Source organism: Acidiphilium sp. (assembly GCF_049977125.1).
Lineage (GTDB): Bacteria > Pseudomonadota > Alphaproteobacteria > Acetobacterales > Acetobacteraceae > Acidiphilium.
In genome coordinates this window covers 27,264-41,276 of the sequence record NZ_JBMFGY010000006.1, presented here as the reverse complement: position 1 = coordinate 41,276, position 14,013 = coordinate 27,264, and the positions used below count along the sequence as shown (strand labels likewise).

12 protein-coding genes and 1 pseudogene are annotated in these 14,013 nt (G+C 63.9%); 2 read left to right on the top strand and 11 right to left on the bottom strand.

Going from position 1 to position 14,013, the window contains the following annotated elements; all coding sequences use genetic code 11:
- Positions 1–16: 16 nt before the first annotated feature.
- Both cbbX and rpe read left to right on the top strand, forming a co-directional pair.
- Positions 17–958, top strand: coding sequence for a CbbX protein (gene cbbX / locus ACP5E6_RS02185; protein ID WP_427951066.1), 942 nt, complete (start codon positions 17–19; stop codon positions 956–958).
- Positions 951–1,634, top strand: a complete 684-nt coding sequence (gene rpe / locus ACP5E6_RS02180) for a ribulose-phosphate 3-epimerase (protein ID WP_427951063.1) — start codon at positions 951–953, stop codon at positions 1,632–1,634. The genes cbbX and rpe overlap by 8 nt, the downstream gene beginning before the upstream one ends.
- 135 nt (positions 1,635–1,769) lie before the next feature.
- Here the strand turns inward: rpe and puhE are convergent, their stop codons facing one another.
- The 11 genes and pseudogenes from puhE to ACP5E6_RS02125 all read right to left on the bottom strand — a co-directional run.
- On the bottom strand, positions 1,770–3,713 hold the full coding sequence (puhE, locus tag ACP5E6_RS02175) for a putative photosynthetic complex assembly protein PuhE (protein WP_427951060.1): 1,944 nt from the start codon (positions 3,711–3,713) through the stop codon (positions 1,770–1,772).
- A gap of 18 nt (positions 3,714–3,731) precedes the next feature.
- Positions 3,732–4,799, bottom strand: coding sequence for a magnesium-protoporphyrin IX monomethyl ester (oxidative) cyclase (gene acsF, locus ACP5E6_RS02170; RefSeq protein ID WP_427951057.1), 1,068 nt, complete (start codon positions 4,797–4,799; stop codon positions 3,732–3,734).
- A 4-nt stretch (positions 4,800–4,803) separates the two neighbouring features.
- The gene (locus ACP5E6_RS02165) at positions 4,804–5,121 is read right to left on the bottom strand and encodes a hypothetical protein (protein WP_427951054.1); all 318 of its coding nucleotides are present in this window, start codon (positions 5,119–5,121) and stop codon (positions 4,804–4,806) included.
- Positions 5,118–5,585, bottom strand: coding sequence for a photosynthetic complex assembly protein PuhC (puhC, locus tag ACP5E6_RS02160; protein ID WP_427951051.1), 468 nt, complete (start codon positions 5,583–5,585; stop codon positions 5,118–5,120). Before puhC ends, ACP5E6_RS02165 begins: the two co-directional genes overlap by 4 nt.
- Entirely contained in the window at positions 5,582–6,253 is a 672-nt protein-coding gene (gene puhB / locus ACP5E6_RS02155; protein WP_427951048.1) for a photosynthetic complex putative assembly protein PuhB, read from the bottom strand. The genes puhC and puhB overlap by 4 nt, the downstream gene beginning before the upstream one ends.
- On the bottom strand, positions 6,250–7,104 hold the full coding sequence (gene puhA, locus ACP5E6_RS02150) for a photosynthetic reaction center subunit H (RefSeq protein WP_427951045.1): 855 nt from the start codon (positions 7,102–7,104) through the stop codon (positions 6,250–6,252). Before puhA ends, puhB begins: the two co-directional genes overlap by 4 nt.
- A 14-nt stretch (positions 7,105–7,118) precedes the next feature.
- Entirely contained in the window at positions 7,119–8,576 is a 1,458-nt protein-coding gene (locus ACP5E6_RS02145; RefSeq protein ID WP_427951042.1) for a BCD family MFS transporter, read from the bottom strand.
- The gene (gene bchM, locus ACP5E6_RS02140; protein WP_427951040.1) at positions 8,573–9,283 is read right to left on the bottom strand and encodes a magnesium protoporphyrin IX methyltransferase; all 711 of its coding nucleotides are present in this window, start codon (positions 9,281–9,283) and stop codon (positions 8,573–8,575) included. The genes ACP5E6_RS02145 and bchM overlap by 4 nt, the downstream gene beginning before the upstream one ends.
- Complete coding sequence (gene bchL / locus ACP5E6_RS02135) at positions 9,283–10,212, bottom strand: ferredoxin:protochlorophyllide reductase (ATP-dependent) iron-sulfur ATP-binding protein (RefSeq protein ID WP_427951038.1); 930 nt, start codon at positions 10,210–10,212, stop codon at positions 9,283–9,285. Before bchL ends, bchM begins: the two co-directional genes overlap by 1 nt.
- Complete coding sequence (locus tag ACP5E6_RS02130) at positions 10,209–13,808, bottom strand: magnesium chelatase subunit H (protein ID WP_427951035.1); 3,600 nt, start codon at positions 13,806–13,808, stop codon at positions 10,209–10,211. The genes bchL and ACP5E6_RS02130 overlap by 4 nt, the downstream gene beginning before the upstream one ends.
- Positions 13,783–14,013: pseudogene (locus ACP5E6_RS02125) on the bottom strand (ferredoxin:protochlorophyllide reductase (ATP-dependent) subunit B); the annotation flags it as partial. The pseudogene ACP5E6_RS02125 and the gene ACP5E6_RS02130, both read right to left, overlap by 26 nt.

The following is a 14,013-nucleotide window of genomic DNA, read 5'->3' as shown; positions in this document are numbered from 1 at the left end:
CGAGGGGATACCGAGAATGCTCGACCTAGCCGCCGACGCCGCCACCCGGCACCGGGAACCGATCGATCTGAAAGCCGAATTCGCGACCGCGGGCATCACCGACGTGCTCGACGGTCTGGAGCGTGATCTGGTCGGCCTGAAGCCGGTCAAGGCGCGGATCCGGGAAATCGCCGCCCTGCTGCTGGTTGAGCGGGTCCGCCAGAAATACGGCCTCGCCACCGAAGCGCCGACGCTTCACATGTCATTTACCGGCAACCCCGGCACCGGCAAAACCACTGTTGCCCTGCGCATGGCCAGCATTCTGAAGGCGCTCGGGTTCGTGCGCCAGGGCCAGCTGATTTCAGTCACCCGTGATGATCTGGTCGGTCAGTATATCGGCCACACCGCGCCAAAGACCAAGGAAATCCTGAAAAAAGCCATCGGCGGCGTTCTGTTCATCGATGAGGCCTATTACCTCTATCGTCCCGACAACGAACGCGACTATGGCCAGGAAGCGATCGAGATCCTGCTCCAGGTGATGGAGAACCAGCGCGAGGACCTCGTCGTGATCCTCGCCGGCTATGCCGACCGGATGGACAAATTCTTTACCCTCAATCCCGGGTTCCGCTCGCGCATCGCGCATCACATCGACTTTCCCGATTATGACAACAGCGAACTCCTCTCGATCAGCGACACTATGCTGAAGCGCCAGAACTACCATTTCAGCCCCGAAGCGCGGGAAGTGATGGATCGCTATATTGCCCGCCGCCGTGAACAGCCCTATTTTTCGAATGCCCGCTCGATCCGCAATGCGCTCGACCGCGCCCGTCTGCGCCAGGCCAACCGCCTGATCGCCCATGAGGGGCCGATCGATCCGGAAATGCTCACGATCATCGAACCGAGCGATTTGCTTGGCAGCCGCGTCTTCTCCATGGCCATCGATTCGGACAACACTCCCATAGGCAACCCCGATGCTTGAAAAAACCGCCACCAGAACCGCCTTGATCGCGCCGTCGATCCTCTCGGCGGATTTTTCCATTCTCGGCGAGGAAACGCGCGGCGTGATCGAAGCCGGGGCGGATTGGGTGCATATCGACGTGATGGACGGCCATTTCGTCCCCAACCTCACCTTCGGCCCGGTGGTGATCAAGTCGCTGCGCCGGCACACCGCCGCCACTTTCGACTGTCATCTGATGATATCGCCGGTCGATGCCTATCTCGACGCCTTCGCGGATGCCGGGGCCGACATCATCACAATCCATGCCGAGGCCACCACCCATCTCGATCGTACCGTCCAGGCGATCAAGGCGCGGGGATGCAAGGCCGGCGTCGCTCTCTGCCCCGGCACGCATGAGGATGCGCTCACCTACGTACTCGATCAGCTCGACCTCGTTCTGATCATGACCGTCAATCCCGGTTTCGGCGGCCAGAGCTTTCTCGCCAGCCAGCTGCCAAAAATCCGCCGCGTCCGCGAAATGATCGGCGACCGCGACATCAGCCTCGAACTCGATGGCGGCATCGCTCCCGAAAATATCGGCGCCTGCGTTAAAGCCGGCGCGAACGTGTTTGTCGCCGGGTCCTCGGTCTTCCGCGGTGGCCCTAATCGCTATGCCGAAAATATCGCCGCCCTGCGCCACGGTGCCGCGGGCGGGTAACCGTTTCGGCGGTCTCGGTTGAGCGGGTCATCAGCTCGACCGGGCTGAGGACGCGATCGAAGATCCCGCCCGATAGCAAACGAGCATGGCCGGTCGAAACCGGTCATGCTCGAATTGTTTTGCGCCGGTCGCCGGCTACTCGGCGGCGAGGCGCATCGAGCACCCCGCGAAAGCGGCGGCGAGGCCGGCATCGTCAAGATTGCGGCCGATCGCGACGACCCGGGGTTGCTCGTCAGCCGGGGCGGCAAAAGCACAGATGCTGGCGCGGTGACCGGCAATATCGAACTGCACCCAGCCACGACCGGAGCGGGCGAGCCCCTTCAGGCGGGCGATGGTGCCGAAATCACCGGCGACGGCAGCGTCGAGCACCCGGCGCAGGGCATCGGCATCGCAGATCGTGTCGAGTGTACCGGCCCAGGAGGCGAAGCCCAGCGCGTCCTGATGGGCGTGGTCGTGATCATGGTGATGATCAGGGTCGGTGCAGGCGCTGTCGGTGCAGCCGGTGTGATGATGCTCGGCGTGGTCGTGATGCGTATGCGCGTGGTCATCATGCGCCTCGGGCGCGACGACAGGCGCGGGTGCCGCGCGCGGCGTGGCTTGCGCCTGAAGCGGCACGCTCGGTTTGGGTTGATATTCCGACTCGTGACGCTGCGTGCTGATCCGCGGCGCGGCATCGCGCTCATCATCGGCGGCCGTCGGGTCCTTGCGGGTTTTCGAGCTGAGCGCGAAGGCATCGGCCGGCACCGCCCCGTAGCGCGCGGTGATGATCCGCACATCCGGGTTGAGCCGCTGCAAGGTCTCTTCGACCGTGTCACGTTCAGCGGCGCTGACCAGATCGGTCTTGTTGACGATCAGAAGCGAGGCGAGACGCGCCTGAGCACTGAAATGCGCCTGCATTTCGGCATAATCGCCGAGAAAGGCGCTGGCGTCGATCATGGTGATCACGGTGAGGCTGCGCTTGAACGGCACGATCGCGGGGCGTTCGAGCACACCGATCAGCGAGGCGAGATCGGCGACGCCGGAGGGTTCGATCAGCACGCGGTCGGGGGCGAATTTGCCGACGACATCCTCCAACTGGCTGGCGAGGTCGTTTTTCAGCGAGCAGCAGATGCAACCGTTCGGCAGTTCGACCACATCGGCCCCCTGGCCGCGCAACAGCGAGCCATCGATGCCGACGGTGCTGAAATCATTGACCAGCACCACGGTTTTCTCGCGTGATTCGGGCGGCACCGCACCGAGCATGTCGAGGCGCCGACGCATGAACGTCGTTTTGCCGGCGCCGAGGAAGCCCGCGATGATCTCGACATCGAACGCCTTGGTCGGTTTGCGCGATTTGAGGCCCCAGCCCCAGATTTTTGCGGCCGGCAGCGGCACCACGAGGAACCAGTGCTCAAGGATCGCGAGTGCCATCATCACGCCGATGAACGTGTCGCCGGCGCGGGCAAAGCCGGTGGTGGCGCTGGCGGCGTGCTCGAACATGATGGTGCCGATCACGGTAGAAATGGTGATCGAGAACGGAAACAGCAAATTCATCGGCTTGCGCTTGAGGAAGCTCTTCAGGAAGTTCATGTGCTCAGGCAGGAACTCCTCGTTCAGGTTGCGCACGCCGAGGAAGACGTTGAGCTTGGCGCTCTGGTGCATCCACCACAGGACCATGAAGGTCCAGACGCCAACCTGATTAGGCTGGCCCCAGGTGAGCGCCACGATCAGGATCGCGGAGCCGATGATGGCAAGTTCATGCCATAGGCTGGTCTGGATCGCGTGGCCGAAATGCGCCCAGCCCCTGCAGTTCTCCGGGCAAGGCGCGATGCGCGGTCCGGTGACGAAGCCCATGTAGAAGCTGATTTCCTGCCAACCCCAGGCGAACAGGCCGAAGCCGAACGCCCAGTAGGCGGCGGCGACGGTGGTCTCGCCGCTGACCTTGACCAGCCCGATGACACAGATGGCGAACACCGCGCTCGCCCCCAGCATACTCCATTTGAACGTGGTGCGGGGCAGACCGTCGAGAAAAATGATCGCGCCGGTGCTGAACCACCAGACGAACAGGGCAAACAGACCGGGAATGATGTAGTTGCTCATGAACGGCGTTCCTTCGGTTTACCAGGACGGCTGCAGGCGGATCTCGGCCGGCAACGCATGCGCTTTCGGACGCATCAGATAGAGTCCGCCGAACGCGACCACCGCCTGCACGGCGTGGATGGCGCGCTGGAACCGGGCCGCGATGCCGTGCTCATCGCGGATCGCCTGGTTCGCGACGTCGATCTTGCGGAGGCGTTCCAGCCCTGCGAGGAATTTGGGGTTTTCGATGTCGAGCGTGATCGGAAAGACCTGTTCGGCGATTTTCGTGGTGATGCGGAACACCTGCATGTCGTATTCCGTGGGATCGAGGCCGAGGGCGGCGTGGAAATGTGGCCGCGCATGGTCACGCACATACATCGTCGCAAACACCGCGAGTTGGAAGAACCGCACCCAGAGTGTGTTCAGGCCGGTGAGCATCCACGGGTTGGCGCGCATCAGCAGGGCGAACGCCTCGCCATGGCGGAATTCATCGTTGCACCACTCGCGGAACCATTTGAAGATCGGATGGATGCGCAATTCAGGGTGTTTTTCGAGCTGGCGGAAAATCGTGATGTAGCGGGCGTAGCCGATTTTTTCGGACAGATAGGTCGCGTAAAAAATGAATTTCGGTTTGAAGAAATGATATTTTTTCGCGCGTGTGAGGAAACCGAGATCAACCCTCGTGTCCAGATCGCGCAATGCCTCGTTGATGAAACCAGCGTGGCGCGCTTCATCGCGGCTCATATAGCCGAACAAGCGGCGCAGATCTTCATTGGCGACGCGTTTCTTGATTTCCGCATAGAGCACACAACCGGAAAATTCGGCCGTGACCGAACTGACCAGAAAATCGAGAAACTCACGCCGCAGCGCCTCGGGCATGCCCGAAATATCGACCTTGAATTCGTCGGTGCGGGCGAAATGCCCTTTGTTGGGGTCGGATTTCAGCTCGGCCATCAGGGTTTCCCACTGGGCGCGGATCGGCTCGACGTCGATTTTATCGAGGGCGGCGAAATCGGTGGTATAAAAGCGCGGGCTCAGCATAGTGCTGTTCCGGGCCGCTTCGGTCTGGGCGTTGGGCGCTTTGACGCTTTCGGTCACGGCGTTCATGGTCTCAGACTCCGTTATGGATGGTCGCGATATTGACATCATCGAGCGGTTGGAAACCAACTTCGTAGAGTTCGGCGATTTCGAACAACGAGCGGAACTGGGTCCAGAACCGCTCGAACCGTCCGGCGCGCAGCAAAGTGGCGTGACATTCGCCGGTCAAACTCTCCCCGAAGGCGACCATATTCGGCACGTCGAGAGGTAAAATCTCATCGCCCGGCCAGATCTCGACATCCTGGGGAATCACATGGGCATGCAGGCTTTCCGGTGTCTGCTCGAAGTCGATCAGGCAGCGCAGGTCGATACGTTGTTTGGTGCCGATCATGATTTGTCTCCGTTGTTGACCATCAGAGCCTTGAATTGGCCGGCATTGCTGGGGCCGAACGCCTGGAGGTCAATGTGTTCGCCGGTCGCCGGATCGTCAAGGATCAGGGCGCCGCGCACTGCCGGCACCAGCAGAAACGGCGCGGTGCGGGAGATGCCATCGCGGTCGCGGGTTTCGATCATGGTCCGCAAAGTGGTGCGCAGAAACGCATCATCGGCCGGCGCGATCACGGTAACCCGCCGTCCTGTCGCGGCATTCTGGACGATCAGCGCCTGGGACCGGGTCTGGATGAAGCGCAGCGCCATGATCGGGGCCGTCGCGGTTGGCAGCGTGTAGCTTGGCGTGGTGAGGCGGGCGACCGTCGCGAGCAGGATGGTCCCCACCATCGCGCAGCCGGCCGCGATCACCGCCCAACGCGGAACGTAGGGGGCTTCGTCGTCGTGATGATGGGCCGCGCCGCTCATGCCGCGCGACCGCGTGAGGCCAGATCGGTATCCATGACCCCGACATCCTGGCGGATATCGGCACGCGCCGCCTCACCCGACGTGATCGGGATGATCGAACTGGCCTGACGCGCCGGATCGAGCGCATCGATCAGCAGGCGGGCAACGCGCGCGGCATCCGGGATACCGCGCAGCACCGGCTCGACCCGGCCGCGCTTGCCGGCACGAACATGCGGCCAGAGCAACAGATAGGACAATCGACGATCGGTTTGAGGCGTCAGCACAATGTCCCCGCTGCCATCGGCGGCCGTGCGCAGGCCGGCGGCCTGGATCGCCGTGAACGGCAGGTTGAAATGCTTGCGGATCGCCGCACCGTAGCAGATCACGATCCGGCGGTCGGTGATGGTATAGATCGTGGTGCGCGCCGTCAGATAGGCAAAGGCGAGCACGATGCCGAGGGCGGTTAATCCCAGCAGCAGCGACCAAAACCCCGCCGCCTCGGCAACGCGCAGCGAGTGATGCGAGATCACCGCGCTGATCACGCCCCAGGCGAGCATGACGGCGACATAGGCCGCCCAGACCCGCACATGGAACGCACCCACGGCCAGCGCGCGGAAATTCGGCGAGCCCTGCCAGAGCTGGGTTTCCCCAGCCGGAAGCGCATGCGGCAGTCCGCGCGGCGCGCTCATAGCAGCGGCTCCGCGCGGGCCGGTGTCGCGTAGAGATAGCCCGAGGCGAAATAGGCCGAGAGCCGGTCTTCCTCGCGCGGGGTGATGACATCGGGCGAACCCAGACCCGGTGCGATGGCGAATTGCGCCGCGGTGACCGAACCAACCTTGACCGACACGCCGCTCGCCGACCGCGGCAGACCCGCCCGGCCGCGACTGCCGCTCACGATGCTGCCGAAGCTGACCCAGGCATTGTCGAACGGATTGTCATTGGAAACCACCCGCGTCAGGTTGATCGGGATCATCACGCGCCGGGCCGGATCGGAGACGACACTGGCTTCGAGCCACGCCGGCATCTGGTCGGCACGATCGACCCAGATATCGACCACGGTCCCGCCGATCACACCATCGCAGCAGATCACCGGGGCGCCGCGCGGATCGGGGTCTTCGGCGGCGACCCAGTGATCGGTCGCGACGCGCATCGGGGCAAAACGGGCCTCGCCATCGGGCATCCGCTCGGGCGTGGTCTCGCGCAGCGTGTAGGCGGCGGGGCCGATGCCGTCGAGCATCGGGTTGCCAAGCGGTTCGATCGGCGCGCCGTCCCACGGTGCGCTCGAACGCGCGTTGATCACCTCGATCGGTTCGTTCCAGGGCACCGATTTGGTCTTGCCCTCGGGCAGGATGAAGGTTTTCGGCGCCGGAACCAGCGGAAATCCCTCAAGGCGCTTGCCCTTATCGCCGGTGACCAGCGGATAGCCCTCGCGCTTGCCCTCGCGCTGGAGATAGATCACCAACCCGACGAAAAAGATCCAGAACCCGTACAGGGTGAGTTGGGCGACATCGATATAGGGGGTTATTGCACCGGTTTGCATGACAGACCTCGTTATTATTTCATACCGAACGCAGCGTCGTGCTGCGTCAGGCCAGTGGGTTGGGTGATTGTGGTGGACGTGCGCCGGACCAGCGGCCCGATCGCGATCAGCGTAGCGAACAGCAGATAAACCTCGACGTGATAGACGGCATCGTATCCCACAGCCGGACCGGTGAAACTGGGGCCGAAGGCGCCGTGGGTGGCAAGGGTCGCGATGGTGCCGCGCAGCACGCCCGCGATGGCGATGGCGATGCCCGAGGCGAGCACCTGAACGGCCCCCCAGGCTCCCAGCGCAAGACCGCTCATGTCGCCGATCACGCGGCTCATTGCATCGGAGAGGGTGCCAACCAGGAACAACCCGCCGCCAAAGCCGATCATGCCGACGCCCGCGCCGAATACGAGGCCCGAATGCAGGGGCGCCGCGAAAATGACACAGCTGAACGCAAGTAGCCCGACCAGCACACCGGCGGCGGCGACGCGGTAGGGATCGCCGTTGCGGGTCAGGCGCCAGCGCGCAACCATGGCGGCGGTGCCGGCACCGGCCGCGAGCATCGCGGTCAGCGCGGTGGTTTCACCGACCGGCAGGCGCAGCACCTGGCCGCCATAGGGTTCGAGCAGAATGTCCTGCATCGAGAAGGCAAGCGTGCCGAGGCCGATGGTAACCAGCCGGCGGATCGCAAGCGGCTGTGCGCGGAACAGGCCCCAGGCGGCCGAAAGCGACTCCATCCCGGCGCGACGGTCCGGCAGGGCCTCGTCATCGGCGTAGCGGCGGCGGGGTTCCTGTTTCCAGAGCGCGATCGAGTTCAATGCAATGGTGATCAGCGCCGTGGTCTGGATCACCTGGATCATGTGGAACTGGTTGTAGGGCGTGAGCAGCCAACCGAACAGCAAGGCGCCGAAGATCATGCCGCCGAGCAGCATCGCGCAAAGCATGGCGACCACGCGGGGACGGGCATGTTCCGGGGCCAGATCGGTCGCCAGCGCGAGGCCGGCGGTCTGGGTGGTGTGCATCCCCGCGCCGACCAGCAGAAACGCCAGCGCACCGCCGATTTTGCCATAGATCGGCAATCCGACCGCATTTCCGCTCAGAATGATCAGGGCGAACGGCATCACCGCAAGCCCCCCGAACTGCGCCATGGTGCCGAACCAGATGAACGGCACCCGGCGCCAGCCGAACACCGAGCGATAACCATCAGAGCGAAAGCCGATCACCGCGCGCACCGGCGCGAGCAGTAGCGGCAGCGCGATCATGAACGAGACCAGAGCCGCCGAGACATGCAGCTCGACGATCATGACACGGTTCAACGTGCCGATCAGCAGCGCAGCCGACATGCCGACCGTGAGCTGGAACAGCGACAGGCGCAGCAGGCGGCGCATCGGCAATTCCGGGGTCGCCGCATCGGCGAAGGGGAGCCAGCTCTTGTCGAGGCGCATCCAGAACGGGGCGAATTTGGTCTCGAGCGGCGGTTTCATCGCGACAACTCCAGCGCCTGGGAGATATAGAAACTATGGGAAATCCGCCGCGTGCGCCCGAGCGAGAAACCCGCGATTTCCGGGTGGCGCATCAACTCGGCGTGGAGTTTCCGTTCCGGCTGCGGCTCGATCGCCGGCGAGCGATCGCTGCGGGGAAACAAGCGGCCGATCATGCGCGCGGTGATCAACAGCGGCGTGCCGGGCGCGAAGGTGAAGATCATGCTCTGACGCACCCGTGGTGCGATGCGGCCGAGCGACGCCACCACGTCGTGGCGCTGGTAATGGATCAAGGAATCCATCGCGACCATGAAATCGAACGTGCCATAGGCCTCGTCGAGCATGTCGCCGGACCGGAAATCGACCCGCACGGACACCGGGTCGTGCGCGGCGCGCGCACGCGCGAGATCGACCAGCGTGGGCGAGAGATCCACCGCGACGACATCGGCCCCACGCCGGGCGGCTTCGAGCGCCAGCGCGCCAGTGCCGCAGCCGGCATCGAGCAGGCGCGCGCCGGTGAGATCATCGGGCAGCAGGGACAGCAACGTGGCACGCATGGCATCACGCCCGGCGCGCACCTTCGCACGGATGCCGCTGACCGGCGCATCCGAGGTCAGCCGCGCCCAGGTCGCGGCAGCGGTGCGGTCGAAATAGGTCTCGATCTCGCTGCGACGGAGTTGATACGTTTGCGCCTGTAACGTTCCTGGCATTATTCGAACCCCAGCAGGTCAAAAATCTCGCGATCCTTCAGCGGCACGGCGGTGAGGGGTTCAACACCCGCCCAAAGCGTTTCAGCCAGGGCCATGTATTCGGCGCGCACCGCGTCGAGCTCCGGGCTGTCCTCCATTTCGAACAGCACCGATTTTTTCAGGCGTGAGCGGCGGATGACGTCGAGATCGGCGAAGCGGGCGAGGGTCGAAAGTCCGGTGGCGGCGTTGTATTTATCGAGCTGGTCGGTCGCGGCCGAGCGGTTGGCGATGACGCCACCGAGACGGACGTTATAGTTTTTCGCTTTCGCCGCGATCGCCGCGACGATGCGGTTCATCGCGAAGATGCTGTCGAAATCATTGGCGGTGACGATCAGGGCGCGATCGGCGTGCTGCAACGGGGCGGCGAAGCCGCCGCACACGACATCGCCCAGCACATCGAAAATCACCACGTCGGAATCTTCGAGCAGATGATGCTCTTTCAGAAGTTTGACGGTCTGGCCAACGACATACCCGCCGCAGCCGGTGCCGGCCGGCGGGCCGCCGGCCTCGACGCATTGCACACCGCCGAAACCTTCATAGACGAAATCCTCGATCCGGAGATCTTCGGGATGGAAATCGACCGCTTCCAGCGCATCGATCACCGTGGGCACCAGGCGCTTGGTCAGCGTGAAGGTGGAATCATGCTTCGGATCGCAGCCGATCTGGAGCACGCGCTTGCCGAGACGGCTGAAGGCGGCGGAAAGATTCGACGATGTCGTGCTCTTGCCGATCCCCCCCTTGCCATAGATCGCGAAGACTTTGGCGCCGGTGATCTTCACCTGCGGGTCGAGCGCCACCTGCATGCTGCCCTCGCCATCGCCACAGGAGGTGCTGCAACTCGACCCCTGGATGCGCGCGGCGAGTTTGTTGGCCGTCGTGATATCATTCATGCTGCGCGCTCCATTTCCAGCCCTTCGAGCCGGTCTTCCAGTTCGGCGCCGGCGGCCCGCAGCGCTTCGAGCGTTGCGTCATCCGGCGTCCAGTAATTCCGCTCATGGGCTTCCAGCAGACGTCCCGCGATTTTGGCCGAGGCGATCGGGTTGAGTTTCGCAATCCGGTCGCGCATCTCGGGGTCGAGCACGAAGACATTGCTGATTTCGCGATAGATCCACGGTTCGACCTGCCCTGTGGTGGCGGACCAGCCGAGCGTGTTGGTGACCGAGGCTTCGATGTTGCGCACGCCTTCCGAGCCGTGGGAGAGCATGGCTTCGAAATATTTCGGGTTGAGCATGCGGGTGCGGGTTTCGATCGAGACCTGTTCGCTCAGGGTGCGGATGGTGCCGTCGCTGGTGGTCTGATCGCCGATATAGAGGCACGCATCGGTACCGCGGGCCGCCTTCACAGCGCGACTCATGCCGCCGAGACCATCGAAATAATGATCGATGGTGGTCACGCCGAGGTCAAGCGATTCGAGATTCTGATAAGCCACATCGACGGTTTTCAGAATAGCACCGAAGACCGCGTCGTGCCGTTCGGCGCGGCCGGCCACCCCGTAGGCGAAGCCCTTGCGCTTGACGAAGGCGTTGCCGAGTTCATCCTCGTTCTGCCAGGCGCCGGAATCGACGAGCTGATTGACGTTGGCGCCATAGGTGCCGTCGCCGTTGCTGAACACGCGCAGGGCGGCATCTTCGATGCTGCCGCCGTGCTGGGCGATGAAATCCTGCGTATGCTTGCGAATGAAGTTCTGGCTGAAAGGTTCGTCGATTTCGGCGGCGAGCAGGGCGGCTTCGGCAAGAAGTTTGGTCTGCAGCGGCAGCAGGTCGCGAAAAATACCCGACAGGGTAATCACCACGTCGATGCGCGGGCGGCCGAGCTCTGCGATCGGGATCAGTTCGGCGCCGGCGAGGCGGCCGTAGGAATCGCGGCGGGGGCGCGCGCCCATCAGCCAGAGCGCCTGGGCGATCGGGCCACCCTCGGATTTCAGATTGTCCGAACCCCAGAGCACCATGGCGACGGTTTCCGGCAGCGCACCGGATTCCGCGTGGTGGCGGGCGATCAGCCGGTCGGCCTGGCGCGCGCCGTCGCTCACCGCGTAGGGGCTCGGCATCCGGAACGGATCGAAACCATAAATATTGCGCCCCGTCGGCAACACATCGGTATTGCGCAGAATGTCGCCGCCCGGGGTGGGGCGGATGTAGCGCCCGTCGAGCGCCTTGATGATGGCGGGAATCTCGTGATCGGTGCCGAGCAAGGCATCGATCCTGGCGCGCTCGCGCGGCTCGGTGATGCCGGCGGCGTCGAGCAGTTCGCGGCGCTGCGTGGCGTCGAGCGGGTTGCCGACCACGTGCAGACCCATCGGGATCAGGGAATATTCGAGGTCGAGCAAAGCGATGTTGAGCTGCGCGATCGCGGCGGCGGCGGTTTCGCCCCAGGCCGGTTCGGCAGCGGCAAGGTCGAGTTTGGCGGCTTCGGCCTGGATCAACGCCTCAAGGTCGTGACGTTCACAAGCCTGGGTTTCCGGCGGCAGGCCGCGCCAATGCAGCACATTCGCCTTGAGGTCGGCGAGGCCGCGATAGAGCCCGGCCTGGGTCACCGGCGGGGTAAGGTGGCTGATCAGCGTGGCATTGGCGCGGCGCTTGGCGAGCATGCCCTCCGACGGGTTGTTGGAGGCGTAGAGATAAAAATTGGGCAGGTCACCGATCAGCCGATCGGGCCAGCATTTGCCGGTCATGCCGGCTTGTTTGCCCGGCATGAATTCAAGCGCGCCATGGGTGCCGAAATGCAGCACGGCATGAGCCGCAAAATCCTCGCGCAGCCAGCGGTAGAAGGCGCTGAACGCATGGGTGGGCGCGAAGCCGCCTTCGAACATCAGGCGCATCGGGTCACCCTCGAACCCGAAGGCGGGCTGGACGCCGATGAAAACATTGCCGAGTTGCACGCCAACGATGAAGATCGACGCGCCATCGGAATTCTGCCGCCCCGGCGCGGGTCCCCAGATTTTCTCGATCTCCGCGAGATGCGGCTCACGCCGGACATGATCATCACGCGGGATTTTCACAGCGACATTGGCGGGCGCGCCATACTGGGCGGCATTGCCGACGCAGATCATCTCGCGCAGGGTTTCGACATCCGCCGGCATTTCAACCGTGTAGCCCGCGTCACGCAGGGCACCGAGCGTATTGTAGAGCGAGCGGAACACCGAAAGATAAGCGGCGGTGCCGGTCGCCCCCGCATTGGGTGGAAAGTTGAAAATCACCAGACCAATGCGCCGCTCCGCACGAGCGGCCTTGCGCAGACGGATCAACCTCGCGACGCGGTTGGCCAGCATCGTCGCGCGCTCGGCATGGACGGTCATCGCCCGCGCGGTCGGCCCACTGCCGCCGATCCGCCCCCCGAACGTCATCGGCACGATCCCGCCATCGAGTTCCGGCAGGGCGACCATCATGGTCGCCTCGATCGGGGTGAGACCGCGCGGATCGGCTTCCCAGGTCGAAATCGGCTGGAATTCGAGCGCATGGGCCGACAGATAAGGGACATCGAGCGCTGCGAGCACCGCCTCGGCCGCTTTCGAATCGTTGTAGGCAGGACCGCCGACCAGCGAAAACCCCGTCAACGAGACAATCGCATCGACGGTGGGGATACCGTCCTTGACGAAATACCGCTCCATCGCCGGCCGGGCGTCGAGCCCGGCGGCAAACACCGGCAAGACCTGATAGCCCGCCGCCTCGATCGCCGCGATCACGCCATCGTAATGCGCGCAATCGTTCGAAATGATCAGGCTGCGCAACAAAACCAGCCCGACGGTGCCATGCGCATGCGCGCACCGTGGCACCGCGGCACGGTCGGTGCCGATGTGACCCGGCATGCGCGGATGATACACGCCAACCTCGGTGTATTCCCGCGGCGCCGGGGCCGCGACCTTGCTTTTCAGCACCCCGCGCGGACCTGACGCATAACGCCGGATCAGCATGCGCATCAGACTCTCGACATTGTCCGACGATCCGGCAAGCCAATAGGACAGGGCAAGAAAATAGCTGCGCAGATCCTGGGCAGCGCCGGGAATCAGCTTCAGCATTTTCGGCAGGCGGCGCAATGTGCGCATCTGCGATTCGGCGGCCGAGGAATCCTTGCGCTTGGGGCGAAGATTCTTCAGGAATTTGAGGGCCGCACTTCCCTCCTTGCTCATGTCGAGCCGGCCGAGGCGCGTGAGGTTGACCACTTCCGCGGCCGACAGGGCGCAAAGCATCGCGTCGCAATGATCGCGCCGTGCGGCAAGGGCGGGCTGCACCAGACGGATATGTTCGTCGAGGAACAGCATGGTCGCGATCACGATGTCGGCCGAGCCGATCGCGGCGGTGCAGGCGGCCAGAGCGGTCTTGCTCGAGGCCCAATGATCGGCGGTGTGCAGTTCAATCGACAGGCCGGGATATTCCTCGATCAGCGATTTCCGCCCGGCCTCGATCACACCATCCAGATGGCTGTCCATCGTGACGATGGCAACGCGGATCGGCGTCGCGTTGTCAGCGGGAGAAATGGGCTTTTGCATCATAAATCGTTTCAATCGTGATCAGGGTCACGCCATGCTCGGCGGCAAATAATTCGGTGTTGCGGCGGGCCTTGCCGCGCACGAAGAACGGGATTTTCTTGAGCTCCGCCTCGGCTGAGGGCTCCCAGCCCACCTGCGGCAGCGCGGCATCGTTCCCGCCCGGCGCGGCCGGCACCGCCGCAGCCTCGATGCCGGAACGCGAGGC

Bases quoted from the DNA above. Each gene is read 5' to 3' on its own strand.
- cbbX (WP_427951066.1), top strand. From the start codon at position 17: ATGCTCGACCTAGCCGCCGACGCCGCCACCCGGCACCGGGAACCGATC.
- puhB (WP_427951048.1), bottom strand. From the start codon at position 6,253: ATGAGCGCGCCGCGCGGACTGCCGCATGCGCTTCCGGCTGGGGAAACC.
- puhC (WP_427951051.1), bottom strand. From the start codon at position 5,585: ATGAGCGGCGCGGCCCATCATCACGACGACGAAGCCCCCTACGTTCCG.
- ACP5E6_RS02130 (WP_427951035.1), bottom strand. From the start codon at position 13,808: ATGCAAAAGCCCATTTCTCCCGCTGACAACGCGACGCCGATCCGCGTT.
- puhA (WP_427951045.1), bottom strand. From the start codon at position 7,104: ATGCAAACCGGTGCAATAACCCCCTATATCGATGTCGCCCAACTCACC.
- ACP5E6_RS02145 (WP_427951042.1), bottom strand. From the start codon at position 8,576: ATGAAACCGCCGCTCGAGACCAAATTCGCCCCGTTCTGGATGCGCCTC.
- bchL (WP_427951038.1), bottom strand. From the start codon at position 10,212: ATGAATGATATCACGACGGCCAACAAACTCGCCGCGCGCATCCAGGGG.
- puhE (WP_427951060.1), bottom strand. From the start codon at position 3,713: ATGAGCAACTACATCATTCCCGGTCTGTTTGCCCTGTTCGTCTGGTGG.
- bchM (WP_427951040.1), bottom strand. From the start codon at position 9,283: ATGCCAGGAACGTTACAGGCGCAAACGTATCAACTCCGTCGCAGCGAG.
- rpe (WP_427951063.1), top strand. From the start codon at position 951: ATGCTTGAAAAAACCGCCACCAGAACCGCCTTGATCGCGCCGTCGATC.
- acsF (WP_427951057.1), bottom strand. From the start codon at position 4,799: ATGAACGCCGTGACCGAAAGCGTCAAAGCGCCCAACGCCCAGACCGAA.
- ACP5E6_RS02165 (WP_427951054.1), bottom strand. From the start codon at position 5,121: ATGATCGGCACCAAACAACGTATCGACCTGCGCTGCCTGATCGACTTC.